This is a genomic window from Nannocystis bainbridge (assembly GCF_028368995.1).
Lineage (GTDB): Bacteria > Myxococcota_A > Polyangia > Nannocystales > Nannocystaceae > Nannocystis > Nannocystis bainbridge.
Genome location: NZ_JAQNDL010000001.1, coordinates 51,099 through 64,797, shown reverse-complemented (window position 1 = coordinate 64,797; position 13,699 = coordinate 51,099). Strand labels below are relative to the sequence as shown.

Here is a 13,699-nt window from a genome sequence, read left to right as displayed (position 1 = left end):
GGAGCGTCAGACGTCCTGCTGCGGGACGAGGAGCATGCCGGACACCGGCGGGAGGGTGAGGTCGAGGGTGCCGCCGGCGCCGACGGTGTACTTCTTGTTGCCGCCGAGGACGTCGACCAGCACGGCGCCAGCGGGGGCCGAGACGGTCATGGCGGCGCCCTCGAACTGGGTCCGGCTGTCGTGGCTCTGGTGGGTGTTGAACACGACCAGGACGTAGTTGCTGCCGGCCTCGCCGCCGGCGCGCTCGAAGGCGAAGATGCCGGCGTCGGACTCGTCGCCGGTGCGCGTGGTCGACCACACGACCTTGGTGTCACCGCGGCGCAGGGCGGCCAGCTTCTTGCGGTACGCGATCAGCTTCTTGGTGAAGGCGAAGGTCGCGCCGGTGGTGTCGAACGCCGGCGGTGGGGTGGTCTCGCCCAGGTACGGATAAGGACGCCACATGTCCTCGCGGTTGCTCGGGTCGTTGCCGCCGCGGTACTCGAGCTCGGTGCCGTAGTAGAGGCAGGGGATGCCCTCGGCGGTCATGAGCATGAGCAGGGCGTTCTGCAGCATGGACCGCAGCCGCAGCTCCTTGTCGCGCAGCGACTTGCCGGCGAACGCGGGATCCTTTTCGACGCGCTCGCGGGCGAAGTAGAGGAAGCGCGCGACGTCGTGGTTGTCGATGAAGTTGACGAGCAGCTTGTGCGGGGCGACGCCGGCGCTGTCCTTGGGCGCGACGGTGCCGTAGTTGGTGGTCTTGTTGGCCCACAGGCCCGCGATCCGGTCGGTCGAGGCGGCGTCCTGGAACACGTCGCGGAACACCTGGTAGTGCTGCGGGAAGTAGAAGGCGCTGTCGAGCTGATCGCCGGTGAGCTTGGGGCCGTCGTCGCACGAGTTCTCGCGCGCGAGCTCCTCGTCGCTCGGGAGGTCGTTCTTGGTGAACGAGCCGACCAGCTCGTCGCGGCCGTCGAAGGCCTCGCCGAACATGAAGAACTTGTTCTTGCCCTGGGCCGCCAGCCGCTGGCGCACGCGCTGGGTGAAGTAGCGCCAGAACTCGTATTCGACGTGCTTGACGGTGTCGATGCGGAAGCCGTCGGCGTCGGTCAGCTCGATCCACCGCGCGTAGGAGTCGACGAACGCCTGCTTGACGTCGCAGCGGGTGGTGTTCACGTCCTTGAGGCCGCCGGGGAAGTCACCGGTGAGCAGCTGCTGCGGGTCGTCGTAATTGAAGGTGCGACCCTTGCGGTTGTAGACCTCGGGGTTCTGGAAGATGGCCGGCATCGGCGTGACGTGGCCGCTCTTCGGGTCGAACGGGAACACGACCGGCGCCGGCCCGGCCGGGCCCAGCGAGGTGAAGGCCTGGACCCCGAGCGGGTTGAAGTCGGGGTCGTACTCGGTGATGTGGGTGAAGCCCGACTGGTCGAAGCCCGGCGGCACGGGGGTGCCCTGCGGCCGCGTGCCGGTGCCCTGCAGCAGGATGTCGGGCACGCCGTTCAGGTTCATGTCGTAGAAGAACAGCTGGCCCATGTGGTTGGCGACGATGTCGATCACCACCAACATGTCGCGCTCGTGGGCGGCGCGCACGAGCGAGCGCAGGTCGTCGAGGTTGCCGAAGTGGGCGTTCGGCTGGGTCAGGTCGACGGCCCAGTAGCCGTGATAACCGTCGACGTTGGCGTCGGTCTCGATGTTCTTGATGACCGGCGAGATCCACAGGGTGTTGACGCCCAGCTCCTGGATGTAGTCGAGCCGGTTCTCGAGCCCGATCCAGTCGCCGCCGTGATAGCGGGCCATGTTCTCGCGGTCGAGCAGGTTGTTGTTGCCGTCGTCGCCGTCGTCGAAGCGATCGATGAGCACCTGATAGATGACGGCCTCGCGCCAGTCCTTGGCGTGGGTCGCCATCTTGACCGGTTCGTCGAGGGTGTCGAAGTGCAGGCAGCCGGCGGCGAGGAGCAGCGCGGGGGCGAATGCGAGGAGTCGGCGATCGTGCATGGCGAGGTCTCCGAGGTCGCTTCAGCGGAAGTAGCTGGTGCTGCCGAACCACCACTCGGCGCCGACGCCGATGAAGTGGTCGACGCCGCGGCGCGCGAACACGTCGTCGGCGGGGTAGAACGAGCGCGTGGCGCCGTCGCGCACGGTGAGCAGGTAGATCAGGCGGATCTGCGGGCGCTGGAACGCGCCGGGGCCGCCCGGGGTGATGAACGGGATGACGCCGAAGCGGCCCATCTGCGCGAACACGGGCTTGAAGAGGTTGGGCTCGGACTCGGTGGCGACGCCGCGTTGCTGGGCCTGATACGAGGCCTCGAGCGCGACGCCGGCGATCTTGGCGAACCACACCTGCGGGCGGACGATGACGATGCCCTCGTTGAGGTCGTCCCAATCGAGCGAGCGGCTGGCGTTGCGGAACTGGCGATAATAGGAGCCCATGAGCAGGCCGAAGGGGCCGCGCTCCCAGTTGCCGCTGAGGGTGACGAGCAATTCGTGGGCGCCGGTGGCGGTGCGATCGGGCCGCAGCTGCCGGGGGGCGTTGAGCTCGCCGTAGGCCGCGATGCCGGAGGCGAACCGCGCGGTGAGGTTGACGTAGGTGCTGCGCTTGCCGGTGAAGGCGCCGACCTGGGCGCCGCCGACGAAGCCCTTGTCCTTGGGGACAGCCTCGTAGACCTTGCTCTCGATCTCGCGCTGGCCCTCGGGCACGTAGTGGAGCTCGCCGTAGAGGATGCCCTTGACGCCGCCGCTGTCGCCGATCGGCCAGACGTGGCTGAGCTTGAGGCTGCTGACCAGCTTCTGGCGATCGAGGATGGCGACCTCGGCGGACCCGAATTGATTGTAGGCCGGCGGGCGCAGGATGGTCTGGCGATAGTAAGGATCGGTCGGCTGATTGAGGCCGGCGTGGAACTTGAGCTCGGTGCCGGTCTTGAAGGTGTAACCGACGCCGCCGCCGATGGTGTTGAGGTTGTCGAGCGGCCAGAAGTCGAGCAGGTAGATGTCGTCGCCGCGGTACATGCGAGAACCTGCCCAAAAGGACAGGCCCTTGACGCCGGCGTTGCGGACCTCGAGGTAGAGGTTGCGGATCGCCAGGGCGGCCGAGAACTGGCCGTTATAGTGGAAGATCGGGGTGGCGAAGGCGGTGGTGGCGACGATCCGCGTGTAGGCGCCGGTCGATTTCCAGTAGTCCTCGCGCCGCAGCTCGAGCTCGGCGTAGTTGGCCTCGTCGAGCCGCGAGCCGCGAGCGACGATGTCGCCGTTGCGGCCGGCGCGACCGGTAGAGTCGCCGCCGGCGATGACGCGGCCGTACGAGCCGAAATGGAAGCCGTCGGCGAGGCCGGGCGGGCTGTTCGGATCGTGGGGGTGCGGGCCGCGCGAGCCGGGCTTGTCGGGCTTGACCGCGGGCTCGGGCACGGGCGTCGGCGGCGGGGCCTCGGCTGGCGTCGGGGCGGCGCTCGCGGTCGGCACGGCGTCCGGCGCGGGCACGGCCGAGCTGTCCTCAGGGGCAGGTTCGGGCTCGGCCGGGGTCACCGGCGGCGTGGAGGCCGTGGGCTGCGAGGTGGTGGGCGGCGACGCCGGGCTCTGGGCGGCCGCCGCAGGGGCGACGACGCCGAGCAACGCGACGGCGAGGGACAGGAGAGGAAAATCGCAGCGCACGGGCGTCGTCGCATTCGTACTCCGAAGCGACGACGGTTGTCGAGCGTGGATCGCGGGATCAGCCGAGGCGCTGCTTCAGGGTCTTGAGCAGCTCGCGATCGCCGGCGTCGTCGGTCTCGGCGACGAGGGCCTGGATCGGCCCGACGGCGGCGTCGTGGGCGACCCGCATGGTCCGCGTGAACTGGGCCGGGGCGCCCTGGGTGTGGACGAGTTGGCGCAGCGCGTGTCGCCGATCCTCGGCGCTGCCCTGAGCGAAGGCCGGGTTGCTGAACAGGTCGCGATAACCCTCGTAAGCGGCGTCGACGTCGCCGCGGCGAAAGTCCGAGGTGATCTGCGCGAGGGCCTGGATCATCTGTTGTGACTGCATGAGTGGCTCCGCGAGACCCGTAGCACCTCCAGGCAGACGCGCACGGGGCTGCACGGAGCGGCCGCCGGACGGGCCCGTCGTGATACGCTGGGGCCGATGCGGGGCCGAGGCATGTCCGCTCGGATCGCGGCCGCGGCGATCGCGGCAGGGCTCGCTGCGTGCGAGGACGCGGCCCCTCCGCGGCGCGACTGCGCGGCGACGGTGTGGGCCCAGCCGCAGCGCGCGGGGGCGACGCTCGAGATCGTGGGCTCGTGGAACTCGTGGTTTTCGCCCGGGATCCCGCTGCGCACGAGCGCCGAGGACCCGGCGTGGCAGGTGGCGCGCTTCGAGCTGCCGCCCGGCGAGTACGGCTACCTGATCGTCGAGGACGGGGTCGATCGCGTCGATGACCACAACCCGCTTTCGACGTTCTGGCGCGAGCAGGACGACCTCGAGGTGTCGCTGCTGCGCATCGCCGATTGTGCGCAGCCGCAGCTGGTGGTCGACGGGGTGACGGCGACGCCGGAGGGCGCGTGGACGGCCTCGGCGCGGCTGCTGGCGGGCGCCGACGGGTCGCCGCTGGTGCGCGCGGAGGGCCGCGCGAGCGACGGGACGGTGGTGCCGGCGACGATCGACGCGGCCAGCGGGGCGATCACGCTGGCGCGCGCCGGGCTGCCGCGCGGCAAGCATTCGCTGGCGCTGGTGGCGGTCGACGAGGCCGGCCGCGAGGCGCGGGCAGGAGCGGTCGGGTGGGTCGAGCCGGCGGCGGAGCGGCCGGCCGAGGGGCTGCTGTATCAGATCATGATCGACCGCTTTCGCGGGCCGGGCGGGGCGACGCTGGAGCCGCCGGCGAGCCCGGGCGGGCGCGCGGGCGGGACGCTCGACGGGATCGAGGCGGAGCTGGCGGCGATCGAGGCGCTCGGGGCGACGGGGCTGTGGCTGTCGCCGGTGTACGTCAACCCGATCGAGCCCCGCGAGGGCCGCGGCGACGGGAAATTCTACGAGGGCTATCACGGCTACTGGCCGCTCGACTCGCGCGGGGTCGAGGCGCGGATCGGCGGCGAGGCGGCGCTGCGCTCGCTGATCGCGGCCGCCCACGCGCGCGGGCTGCGGGTCCTGCTCGACCTGGTGCCCAACCATGTCTACGAGGACAACCCGCGCTATCGCATGTCGCAGGCGCAGGACCTTTGGAACATGTCCGATCCGCCATGCGTGTGCGGCCTCGGCGGCTGCGACTGGGGTCGCTACATCCAGACCTGCTGGTTCACCCCGTACCTGCCCGACCTGCGGCTCGAGCGGCCCGAGGCGCTGCGCTGGGCCTACGAGGACGCGGTGTGGTGGATGGAGACGTTCGACATCGACGGGCTGCGGATCGACGCGGTGCCGATGATGCCGCGGGCGGCGACGCGGCGGATCGCGGCCGAGGTGCGCGAGCGGCTGGCGCCGCGCGAGGCCAGCTTCTTCGTCGGCGAGGTGTTCACCGGCCCGGGCGCGTGGGGCATCGAGGTGATCCGCTACTACCTCGGGCCGGATGGGCTCGACAGCGTGTTCGATTTCCCGCTGATGTGGGCGCTGCGCGACGTGATCGCCCACGAGTCGGCCGGGTTCGCGGCGGTCGAGGCGACGCTGGTCGAGGTCGAGGCCAAGACCGCCGGCAGCGGCGGGACGCTGGCGCGCATGATCGGCAACCATGACGTCACGCGGTTCGTGTCGGAGGCGGCGGGCGGGACGGCACCTGACCCTTGGGCCAGCCCGGAGCCGCAGCCGGCCGAGGCGTTGGCGTACGAGCGGCAGGCGCTGGCGCTCGGGCTGGTGCTGACGCTGCCGGGGCTGCCGGTGCTGTACTACGGCGACGAGGTCGGGCTGGCGGGCGGGCAGGACCCCGACAACCGGCGGGTGATGCCGGCCTGGGACGCGTTGCCGGAGCCGCAGGCGGCGCTGCTGGCGACGGCGCGCCGGCTGGGGACGCTGCGCCGCTGCTCGCCGGCGCTGCTCCGCGGGTCGCGGCGGGCGGTGACGGTGACGAAGGACGCCTACGCGTTCGAGCGGGTGACGCCGGGCGGCGAGCGGGCGCTGGTGCTGACGTCGCGGGCGGGCGAGGCGCAGACGATCGCGCTGGACAGGCTGTCGCTCGCCGCCGGCGAGTACGTGGACGCGCAGACGGGCGAGACGCTCGCGCTGGCGCCGGGGGTGTCGGTGGCGATGGCGCCGCGCTCGCTGCGGGTGCTGCTGCCGGCCGGCGATCCGTGCCTGTGAGCTGCGCGATGGGACATGGCTTCGAGGGCATGGTGAAAAGGACATGTCTTCGAGGGCATGGCGACATGGACATGCCCGATCGGGCATGTCCGAAAGCGCAGGCCCGATCGCGCGGCGGTTCACGCCTGGCAGGCTCAAAGCCGCGCCGGGTCGACGCCGCTCGGCGCGTGCTCGCGCGCCGATCGAGGATGAAATGCGGGACCGCCGATTGGGTTTCTGGGGGCCCTGGAGGGCCTGGGACGGCGAATGCGCGGGAGCGCGCCGTGCAGGCTCTTGCACGGGGGTGGAACGTGTTCTAGGGGTGTAGAACGCGTTTCAAAGAGGGAACCACCGTGCTGCAAGCCTTGCTCGACCGTGTCTCGCCGCCCATCGACTCGATCCCGACACCGACGCGCTGGCCGGTGTTCGGCCACTTACCGATGCTGACGCGTCACGGGATCATGCCCGTGGTCGAGGCGGCGCGGCAGAAGCACGGCGACTTCTTTCGCCTGTGCGTGGGCAAGCACTCGCTGTTCGTCGCGCTGCATCCGGACGCGGTCGAGCAGATCCTGCTGACCGACAAGGACTCGTACGGCAAGCGCGACACGTACGACTCGATCCGCATGCTGGTGGGCGACGGGATCCTGACCAGCGAGGGCGAGCTGTGGCGGCGCGAGCGGCGGATCGCCCAGCCGGCCTTCAACAAGGGCAGCGTGGCGGCGCTGGCCGGCAAGATGACGCGGCTGACCGAGCGCACGCTGGGCGACTGGACCCGGCGGTTCAAGGTCGGCGACGAGTTCAACGTGTACTCGGAGCTGCTCGGGCTGGCGATGGAGATCATCGGCGAGACGCTCTTCAGCCTCGACCTCAGCGCGCGCGTCGGCGAGTCGGCGGAGGCGTTCACGGTGGCGCTCGAGCAGGTGTCGGGGCGCGGCAACCAGATGTTGCAGCTGCCGCTGCGCTGGCCGACGCCGGGCAACCTGCGCCTGCGTAAGGCGCTGCGGACGCTCGACGAGGTGACGTTCGACATCATCGCGCGACGGCGGGCCGAGGGCGCGATGGGGGACGACCTGCTGGCGGCGTACCTCAACGCGCGCGACGAGAACGGCCAGCCGCTCGACCCGCGGCTGGTGCGCGACGAGATCGCCACGTTCTTCCTGGCGGGCCACGAGACCACCGCGATCGCGCTGGCGTGGACGTTCTACCTGCTCGGCACAAATCCCGAGGTGTGGGACAAGCTCATCGAAGAGGTCGACAAGCTCGACGGGCGCGTGCCGACGGCTGAAGACGTCCAGACCACGCTGCACTACACCAAGGCGGTGCTGCAGGAGTCGCTGCGGCTGTATCCGCCGACCTGGAGCGGCGGGCGCGACATCGTCGCCGAGACCGAGCTGGCCGGGCATCGCGTGTACCCGGGCGATCGTGTGCTCTACGTGCCGTTCTTGATGCACCGCGACCCGCGCTTCTGGGACGACCCGGAGAAGTTCGAGCCGGCGCGGTTCTTACCGGGGCAGGCGCAGGGCCGGCACAAGCTGGCGTACATCCCGTTCAGCGCCGGACCGCGCATGTGCATCGGCAACCACTTCACCCTGCTCGAGGGCACGCTGGTGCTGGCGATGATCGCCCAGCGTTTTCGCCTTACGCTCAGCCCGCGGGCCCGGATCGCCCAGGAATTCCAGATCACGATGCGGCCCAAGCACGGGGTCCTCGTTCGCGTCGAGGCCAAGCGTTGACGACGCCTGCGGGGCCGCATACACCGAGGGGGATGACTGCAGTCCCGCTGCCCGGCGAGCTCAACCTCATCGACGATCGCGCCCGCCGGATCCTCGACGCCGCGGTGCGGCTGGCCGAGACCGGCGGCTTCTCGGCGGTGCGCCTGCGCGACGTGGCCCAGGCCTCGGGCGTGGCCCTCGGCACCGTCTACAAGCGGTTCCGCAGCAAGGAGGACCTGCTCGTCGGCGTCCTCTCGCTCGAGCTGGTGGCCCTGCGCGAGCGCTTCGCCGCCGAGCCGCTGCAGGGCACGACGCGGCTCGAGCGGCTGGTGCAGTGCTTCGCCGCCCTGACCGACACGCTGTGCGGCCGGCCGCACCTCGGGCGGGCCGTGATCCGCTCGGCCGCGACCGGCGAGAACGCGCTGGCCGAGCGGCTGCAGCGGTTCCACACCGCGCTGATGGAGCTGATCGTCGGCGCCATCCGCGGCCGCGAGGACGAGCCGGTCAGCGCGACCGAGCTCGACCGCCTGGCGGTGCTCGAGGACGTGTGGTTCTCGCGCCTGGTCGGCTGGACCGGCGGGCTGCTCAGCCCCGAGATGGTGGTCGAGCAGGTCGCGCGCGCGGCCCGGCTGCTCTACGGCGACGACGCGCAGGCGTGAGCGCGCGCGCGGGCGAATGAGCGGGCGGCGCGGCCGGGCTTCGTGGGGTGTCCGCGGGAGCATGTCGACCGGGACATGTCGACTGCGACATGTCGCTCGGGACATGTCGTCGGGGGCATGTCCGCGAGGTCAGCGCGAGTCGGCGGCCTCGGCGAGGGCGCACAGGGCCGGGTCGCAGTGCTGGCTGGCGATCGGGCTGCAGTCGGCCGGCAGGGCGTCCACGCGGGTGATCTGGGCCCGCTGGGCGGGCGAGCGCAGCAGGTAGACGAGGCCCTGGCGGGTGACGTAGTAGGTCTCGCCGGCGCGGGTCCAGAACCCGGGGCGCGAGCGCGGGGCGCTGTTGGCCGGCGGTGCGACGTCGATGAGCAGGAAATCGTCGCCGTGCACGACCGGCTCGACGAGGCCCGGGGGGCTGACGGCGGTCAGCCGGTCGGCGGCGGGGCGGCCGACCTCGACGAAATGCCGCTCCTCGCGGAAATCGCCGGGGGCATAGAGCTTGAGGTGGTGGCGCGTGACGAGCCGGTACAGAGCGGCCAGCACGGCGAGCGGGAACAGGACGATGAAGCCGACGAGGACGCTGCGCTGGCCGTCGGTCAGGTGGTCGACGGCGACGCCGCCGAACGCCCCGGCGACGCCGTAGGAGAACACGAGGCACAGCGCGAGCAGGCCGAGCGGGCCGCGAGCCAGAGCGGCGGCGGTGCGCCCGAATCGTGCCTGCTCGAGGGTCATGCCACGAGGCCGTCATACCACGAGGGACCGGGGCGGCGCGCGACCGGGGCGGCGCGGGCTGAAAACGGGGGATGGCTTCGGCGAGGGGTTTACGAACGGTGAAATTATGGTGATGGAAATTACCAAAGCGGCAGTGTGAGAGCGGAGTGCCTGGGAGCGAGGGGAGCGCATCGACATGTCCGAAGGGTCATGTCAGGTCCGCCGCGTGCCGAGGGGTCGAGACCCGGGTGCACTGGGCTGTCTGCAGGGACATGTCGAGCGGCCTGTCTTCGGGGACAGGAAGTTTTGACGAGACATGTCTTCATGGGCATGTCGAGCCCGAGACCGCGTGTCTCCGGGGACATGCCCTTCAGGACATGCTCAAGCGGGCATGCTGGTGCGGGCGGCGTCGGCGAGGAAGTCGACCACGGCGCGGACCCGCGGGGCCAGCAGGCGGCCCTGCGGGAACACGAGGTGGATCGGCAGGCCGGGCTCGGGGTCGTCGGCGAACAGCAAGCGCAGGGCGCCGCGCTTGACGTCGGCGGCCACCGTGACTTCGGGCAGCCAGGCGATGCCGACGCCGGCGAGCGCGAGCTGACGCAGGGCCTCGTTGCTGTCGGCGGCGAACGGGCCCTGCGGGACCAGGCGAGCGCCGCCCGCCAGCTCCCACGGGATGCGCCGACCGGCGCGCGTGATGGCGAGCAGGGTGTGACGCGGCAGCGCCTCGGGCGTGCGCGGCACGCCGTGCGACTTGAGGTAGCCCGGGGTGGCGCAGGCGAACCGGCGCAGGCGACCGATCCGCCGCTGGACCAGGCGGCCGTCGCCGTCGCCGCCGACGCGCACGGCGAGGTCGAACTGCTCGGCCTGCAGGTCGACGAAGCGATCGGCGAGGCCGAGCTCGACGGCGATCTGCGGGTGGGCGCGGTGCAGCGCGGGCAGCCGCGGGACCAGCCAGGCGTGGCCGAGCTCGACCGGGGCGCTGATCCGGACGAGGCCGCGCGGGCCGGTGGCGCGGGCGGCCTCCTCGCAGGCGTCGGTGATGTCGTCGAGCGCCCGCTGGACCCGCTCGAACAACGCCTCGCCCTCGGGCGTCGGCTGCAGGCCCTGTCCGGTGCGCACGACCAGCGGCACGCCGAGCTTCTGTTCGAGCCGCGCGACTTGCTTGCTGAAGGCCGAGGGGGTGGTACCCGCTTCGCGCGCGGCGGCGCTGAAGCTGCCGGCCCGGACGCTGCGGACGAACGCCTGGAGTTGCGGGGTCAGGTCCACGGGCTTTGCCTCGGCGGCACAGGGCGTTTGCCGGCAATCACGCTACCATGCTGGGGAGGAACAGGCCAAACTCGAGGCACGAGGAACAGCGAGATGAAGCGTGCATTCGTGACAGGTGTTTCCGGTTACATCGGCGGCTCGGTGGCGCGTCGGTTGGTGCAGGACGGATTCGCGGTGGTGGGCCTGGTCCGCGACCCGGCGGCGGCGGCCCGCATCGAGGCGACCGGAGTCCGCGCGGCGATCGGCGGGCTCGACGACGCGGCGCTGTTACAGCGGCTGGCGAGCGAGGCCGACGTGGTGGTGAACACGGCGGACTCGGATCACCGGCCGGCGATCGAGGCGCTGATCGCCGGGCTGCGCGGGTCGGGCAAGACGCTGATCCACACCAGCGGCTCGTCGATCGTGGCCGACGAGGGCATCGGCGAATCGTCGGAGCGGGTGTTCACCGACGACACGCCGAACACGCCGATCGCGGCCAAGGTGGCGCGCGTGGCGATCGACAGCCGGGTGCGCGAGGCGGCGTCCGAGGGCCTGCGCACCGCGGTGGTCTGCCCGACGATGATCTACGGCCGCGGCACCGGCACCAAGCGCGACTCGATCCAGGTGCCGCTGCTGATCCGTGCGGCCAAGGAGCGCGGCGCGGGGGTCCACATCGGGCCGGGTCGCAACATCTGGTCGAATGTCCACATCGACGATCTTGTCGACCTGTATGCGCTGGTGCTGGCGAAGGCGGAGCCGGGCAGCTTCTTCTTCGCCGAGAACGGCGAGGCGGCGCTCGGCGAGGTGGCGCGATCGATCGGTCGCATGCTCGGGTTCGGCGAGCGCACGGTCGAGTGGCCGCTGCAGGACGCGATCGCGGCGCTCGGGGTCGAGGCGGCGAGCCTGGGCCTGGCGTCGAACAGCCGCGTGCGAGCGACGCACGCGCGGGCGCTCGGCTGGCAGCCGCGGCAGGTCGGGCTGCTCGCGGACATCGAGCACGGTAGCTATCGCGAGGACTTCGGGCCGAGGTGAAAGCATGAGCTCGGCGCGGGGAGCGGGCGCGCTTGACCCCGGGCGGGTCGCGGCGCCATCCTCGGAGCTGCGTGGCTCGCCTTCTCCGGATCTTGCCTGTCCTGTCGCTCCTGTCGGTGATCGGTTGCACCGATCCGCCGCTCGAGTCGGAGACGACCGACTCGGCGACGATGCCGCCGAGCACGATGCCGTACGACCCGTCGCAGGGCGGCGGCGTGACCGGCTACGCGACCGGCGGGCAGGTCGATCCGACCACGACCGGCGACCCGACCACCGGCGAGCCGCCGCCGCCGATGTGTGACGAAGCGCTGAAGCGCTGCGCCTACGAGTTCACCTACCCCGACATGGGCGAGACGTCGGTCGACGTGATGGGCAGCTTCGCGCCCGACGGCTGGTCGAAGGGCGCGGCGATGACGAGCGACGGCACCAACTGGCGGGTGACGGTACCTGTCCCGTGGGACACGTCGGTGCAGTACAAGCTGCGCATCGACGGGTCGATGGCGTGGATCCCCGACCCGAACAACCCCGACCAGATCGACGACGGCTTCGGCGGCTACAACTCGGTGCTGCAGCCGATGACCTGCGAGGAGTTCACCTGCGAGGCGGCCTCGTGCGCGGTGACGCAGGACGGCGGCTTCGACTGGCGCGACTCGATCATTTACTTCGTGTTCGTCGACCGCTTCAACAACGGCGACCCCGGCAACGACGCGCTGACGGGGGTCGAGACGGCGGCGGACTGGCAGGGCGGCGACTGGGCCGGGGTGACGGCGAAGATCGAGGACGGCTACTTCAACGAGCTCGGCGTCAACACGCTGTGGTTGACGGTGCCGATGAACAACACCTCGGACGACGGGCTGGGCACCGACGGGCACATGTACAGCGCGTACCACGGCTACTGGCCGACGGACCTGTCACAGACGGAGGAGCACTTCGGCTCGCTGGCCGAGCTGCAGGCGCTGGTGGCGGCGGCTCACGCGGCCGACCTCAAGGTCATCCTCGACTACGCGATGAACCACGTCCACATCACCGCGCCCGTGTATGTCGACAACCCGAGCTGGTTCAACCCGAACGACAACGGCAACGGCGGCGACTGCGTGTGCGGGGCCGGCTGCTCGTGGGACGGGGCCGACGGCGAGCGCTGCTGGTTCACCGATTACCTGCCCGACTTCGACTTCAGCAACCAGGCGGCCCGCGACTACTCGATCGACAACGCGATCCAGTGGATCAAGGACACCGGCGCCGACGGGTTCCGCCTCGACGCGGTCAAGCACATCAAGATCGAGTGGCTGCTCGACCTGCGCGCGCGCGTCAAGGCCGACATCGAGCCGATGTCGGGGCAGCACTTCTACATGGTCGGCGAGACGTTCACGGGCGACAAGCCGACCATCAACAAGTACGTCGGCTGCGACAAGCTCGACGGGCAGTTCGACTTCCCGCTGCGCATGCAGATGGCCTACAACGTGCTGATGCGCCAGGGCTCGATGAACGAGCTGGCCGATTTCTTCGACGCCAACACCGACTACTACAACGGCGGCGCGGCGGTGATGAGCACGTTCATCGGCAACCACGACATCCCGCGCGCGATCCACCTGGCCGAGGACTCGCCGGTGTGGAACAACCAGTGGGCCGACGGCAAGGACAAGGCGTGGAACGACAAGCCGGGGCTGCCGGTCGGGGCCGCGGCGTTCGAGCGGCTGGGGCTGTCGTTCACGCTGCTCTACACGACGCCCGGGGCGCCGCTGGTCTACTACGGCGACGAGGTCGGCATGCCCGGCGCGGGCGACCCCGACAACCGCCGCTTCATGCAGTGGTCGAATTACTCGAGCGGGCAGAGCTGGCTTTTGGGCCATATTCAGGACCTCGGGGCGATCCGCGCGGCCCACCCGGCGCTGCGCCGCGGCTCGTACGCCCGCCTCGGCGCCGACGCCGACTCGCTGACCTACTCGATGTCCGGCGAGGGCGAGACGGTGTGGGTCGCGGTCAACCGCAGCGACGCGGGCAAGTCGGTCGGCGGGCTGCCAGGGATGGCGCTCAAGGACGAGCTGACGGGAGAGATGGTCGAGGGTCCGTCGGTGATGGTGCCGGCCCGCTCGGCGCGCGTGCTCGTGGCGCCGTGAAGGCTGGCCTTCGGGACAGGTAGGCGG

10 protein-coding genes are annotated in these 13,699 nt (G+C 70.9%); 5 read left to right on the top strand and 5 right to left on the bottom strand.

Translation table 11 applies throughout. The features are described 5' to 3' along the window. Positions 1-6: 6 nt before the first annotated feature. From POL25_RS00260 to POL25_RS00250, 3 genes are read right to left on the bottom strand one after another with little or no spacing between them, the layout of a single operon-like run. Positions 7-1,968: an alpha-amylase family glycosyl hydrolase gene (locus POL25_RS00260; RefSeq protein WP_272083567.1), complete on the bottom strand. Its 1,962-nt coding sequence runs from the start codon at positions 1,966-1,968 to the stop codon at positions 7-9. Positions 1,969-1,989: 21 nt separating this feature from the next. Further along, positions 1,990-3,618: a carbohydrate porin gene (locus POL25_RS00255; protein WP_272083565.1), complete on the bottom strand. Its 1,629-nt coding sequence runs from the start codon at positions 3,616-3,618 to the stop codon at positions 1,990-1,992. A 58-nt stretch (positions 3,619-3,676) separates the two neighbouring features. Next, positions 3,677-3,985, bottom strand: a complete 309-nt coding sequence (locus tag POL25_RS00250; RefSeq protein WP_272083563.1) for a hypothetical protein — start codon at positions 3,983-3,985, stop codon at positions 3,677-3,679. A gap of 111 nt (positions 3,986-4,096) precedes the next feature. Here POL25_RS00250 and POL25_RS00245 point away from each other — a divergent pair, with 111 nt between their 5' ends. The 3 genes from POL25_RS00245 (at position 4,097) to POL25_RS00235 (ending at position 8,570) form a co-directional block, all read left to right on the top strand. Beyond that, complete coding sequence (locus POL25_RS00245; protein WP_272083561.1) at positions 4,097-6,220, top strand: alpha-amylase family glycosyl hydrolase; 2,124 nt, start codon at positions 4,097-4,099, stop codon at positions 6,218-6,220. Positions 6,221-6,552: 332 nt separating this feature from the next. Continuing rightward, positions 6,553-7,932, top strand: coding sequence for a cytochrome P450 (locus POL25_RS00240; protein WP_272083559.1), 1,380 nt, complete (start codon positions 6,553-6,555; stop codon positions 7,930-7,932). A 32-nt stretch (positions 7,933-7,964) separates the two neighbouring features. Then, positions 7,965-8,570 (top strand): TetR/AcrR family transcriptional regulator, encoded by a 606-nt coding sequence (locus POL25_RS00235; RefSeq protein WP_272083557.1) that lies wholly within the window; start codon positions 7,965-7,967, stop codon positions 8,568-8,570. Between the two features lie 129 nt (positions 8,571-8,699). Here the strand turns inward: POL25_RS00235 and POL25_RS00230 are convergent, their stop codons facing one another. After that, positions 8,700-9,299 (bottom strand): hypothetical protein, encoded by a 600-nt coding sequence (locus POL25_RS00230; protein ID WP_272083555.1) that lies wholly within the window; start codon positions 9,297-9,299, stop codon positions 8,700-8,702. A gap of 360 nt (positions 9,300-9,659) precedes the next feature. Next, positions 9,660-10,544 (bottom strand): LysR family transcriptional regulator, encoded by an 885-nt coding sequence (locus POL25_RS00225; RefSeq protein WP_272083553.1) that lies wholly within the window; start codon positions 10,542-10,544, stop codon positions 9,660-9,662. A 93-nt stretch (positions 10,545-10,637) separates the two neighbouring features. Here POL25_RS00225 and POL25_RS00220 point away from each other — a divergent pair, with 93 nt between their 5' ends. Together POL25_RS00220 and POL25_RS00215 are read left to right on the top strand one after the other, a co-directional pair. Beyond that, positions 10,638-11,555 (top strand): NAD-dependent epimerase/dehydratase family protein, encoded by a 918-nt coding sequence (locus tag POL25_RS00220; protein ID WP_272083551.1) that lies wholly within the window; start codon positions 10,638-10,640, stop codon positions 11,553-11,555. Between the two features lie 71 nt (positions 11,556-11,626). Next, complete coding sequence (locus POL25_RS00215; protein WP_272083549.1) at positions 11,627-13,672, top strand: alpha-amylase family glycosyl hydrolase; 2,046 nt, start codon at positions 11,627-11,629, stop codon at positions 13,670-13,672. The last annotated feature ends 27 nt before the right edge of the window (positions 13,673-13,699 follow it).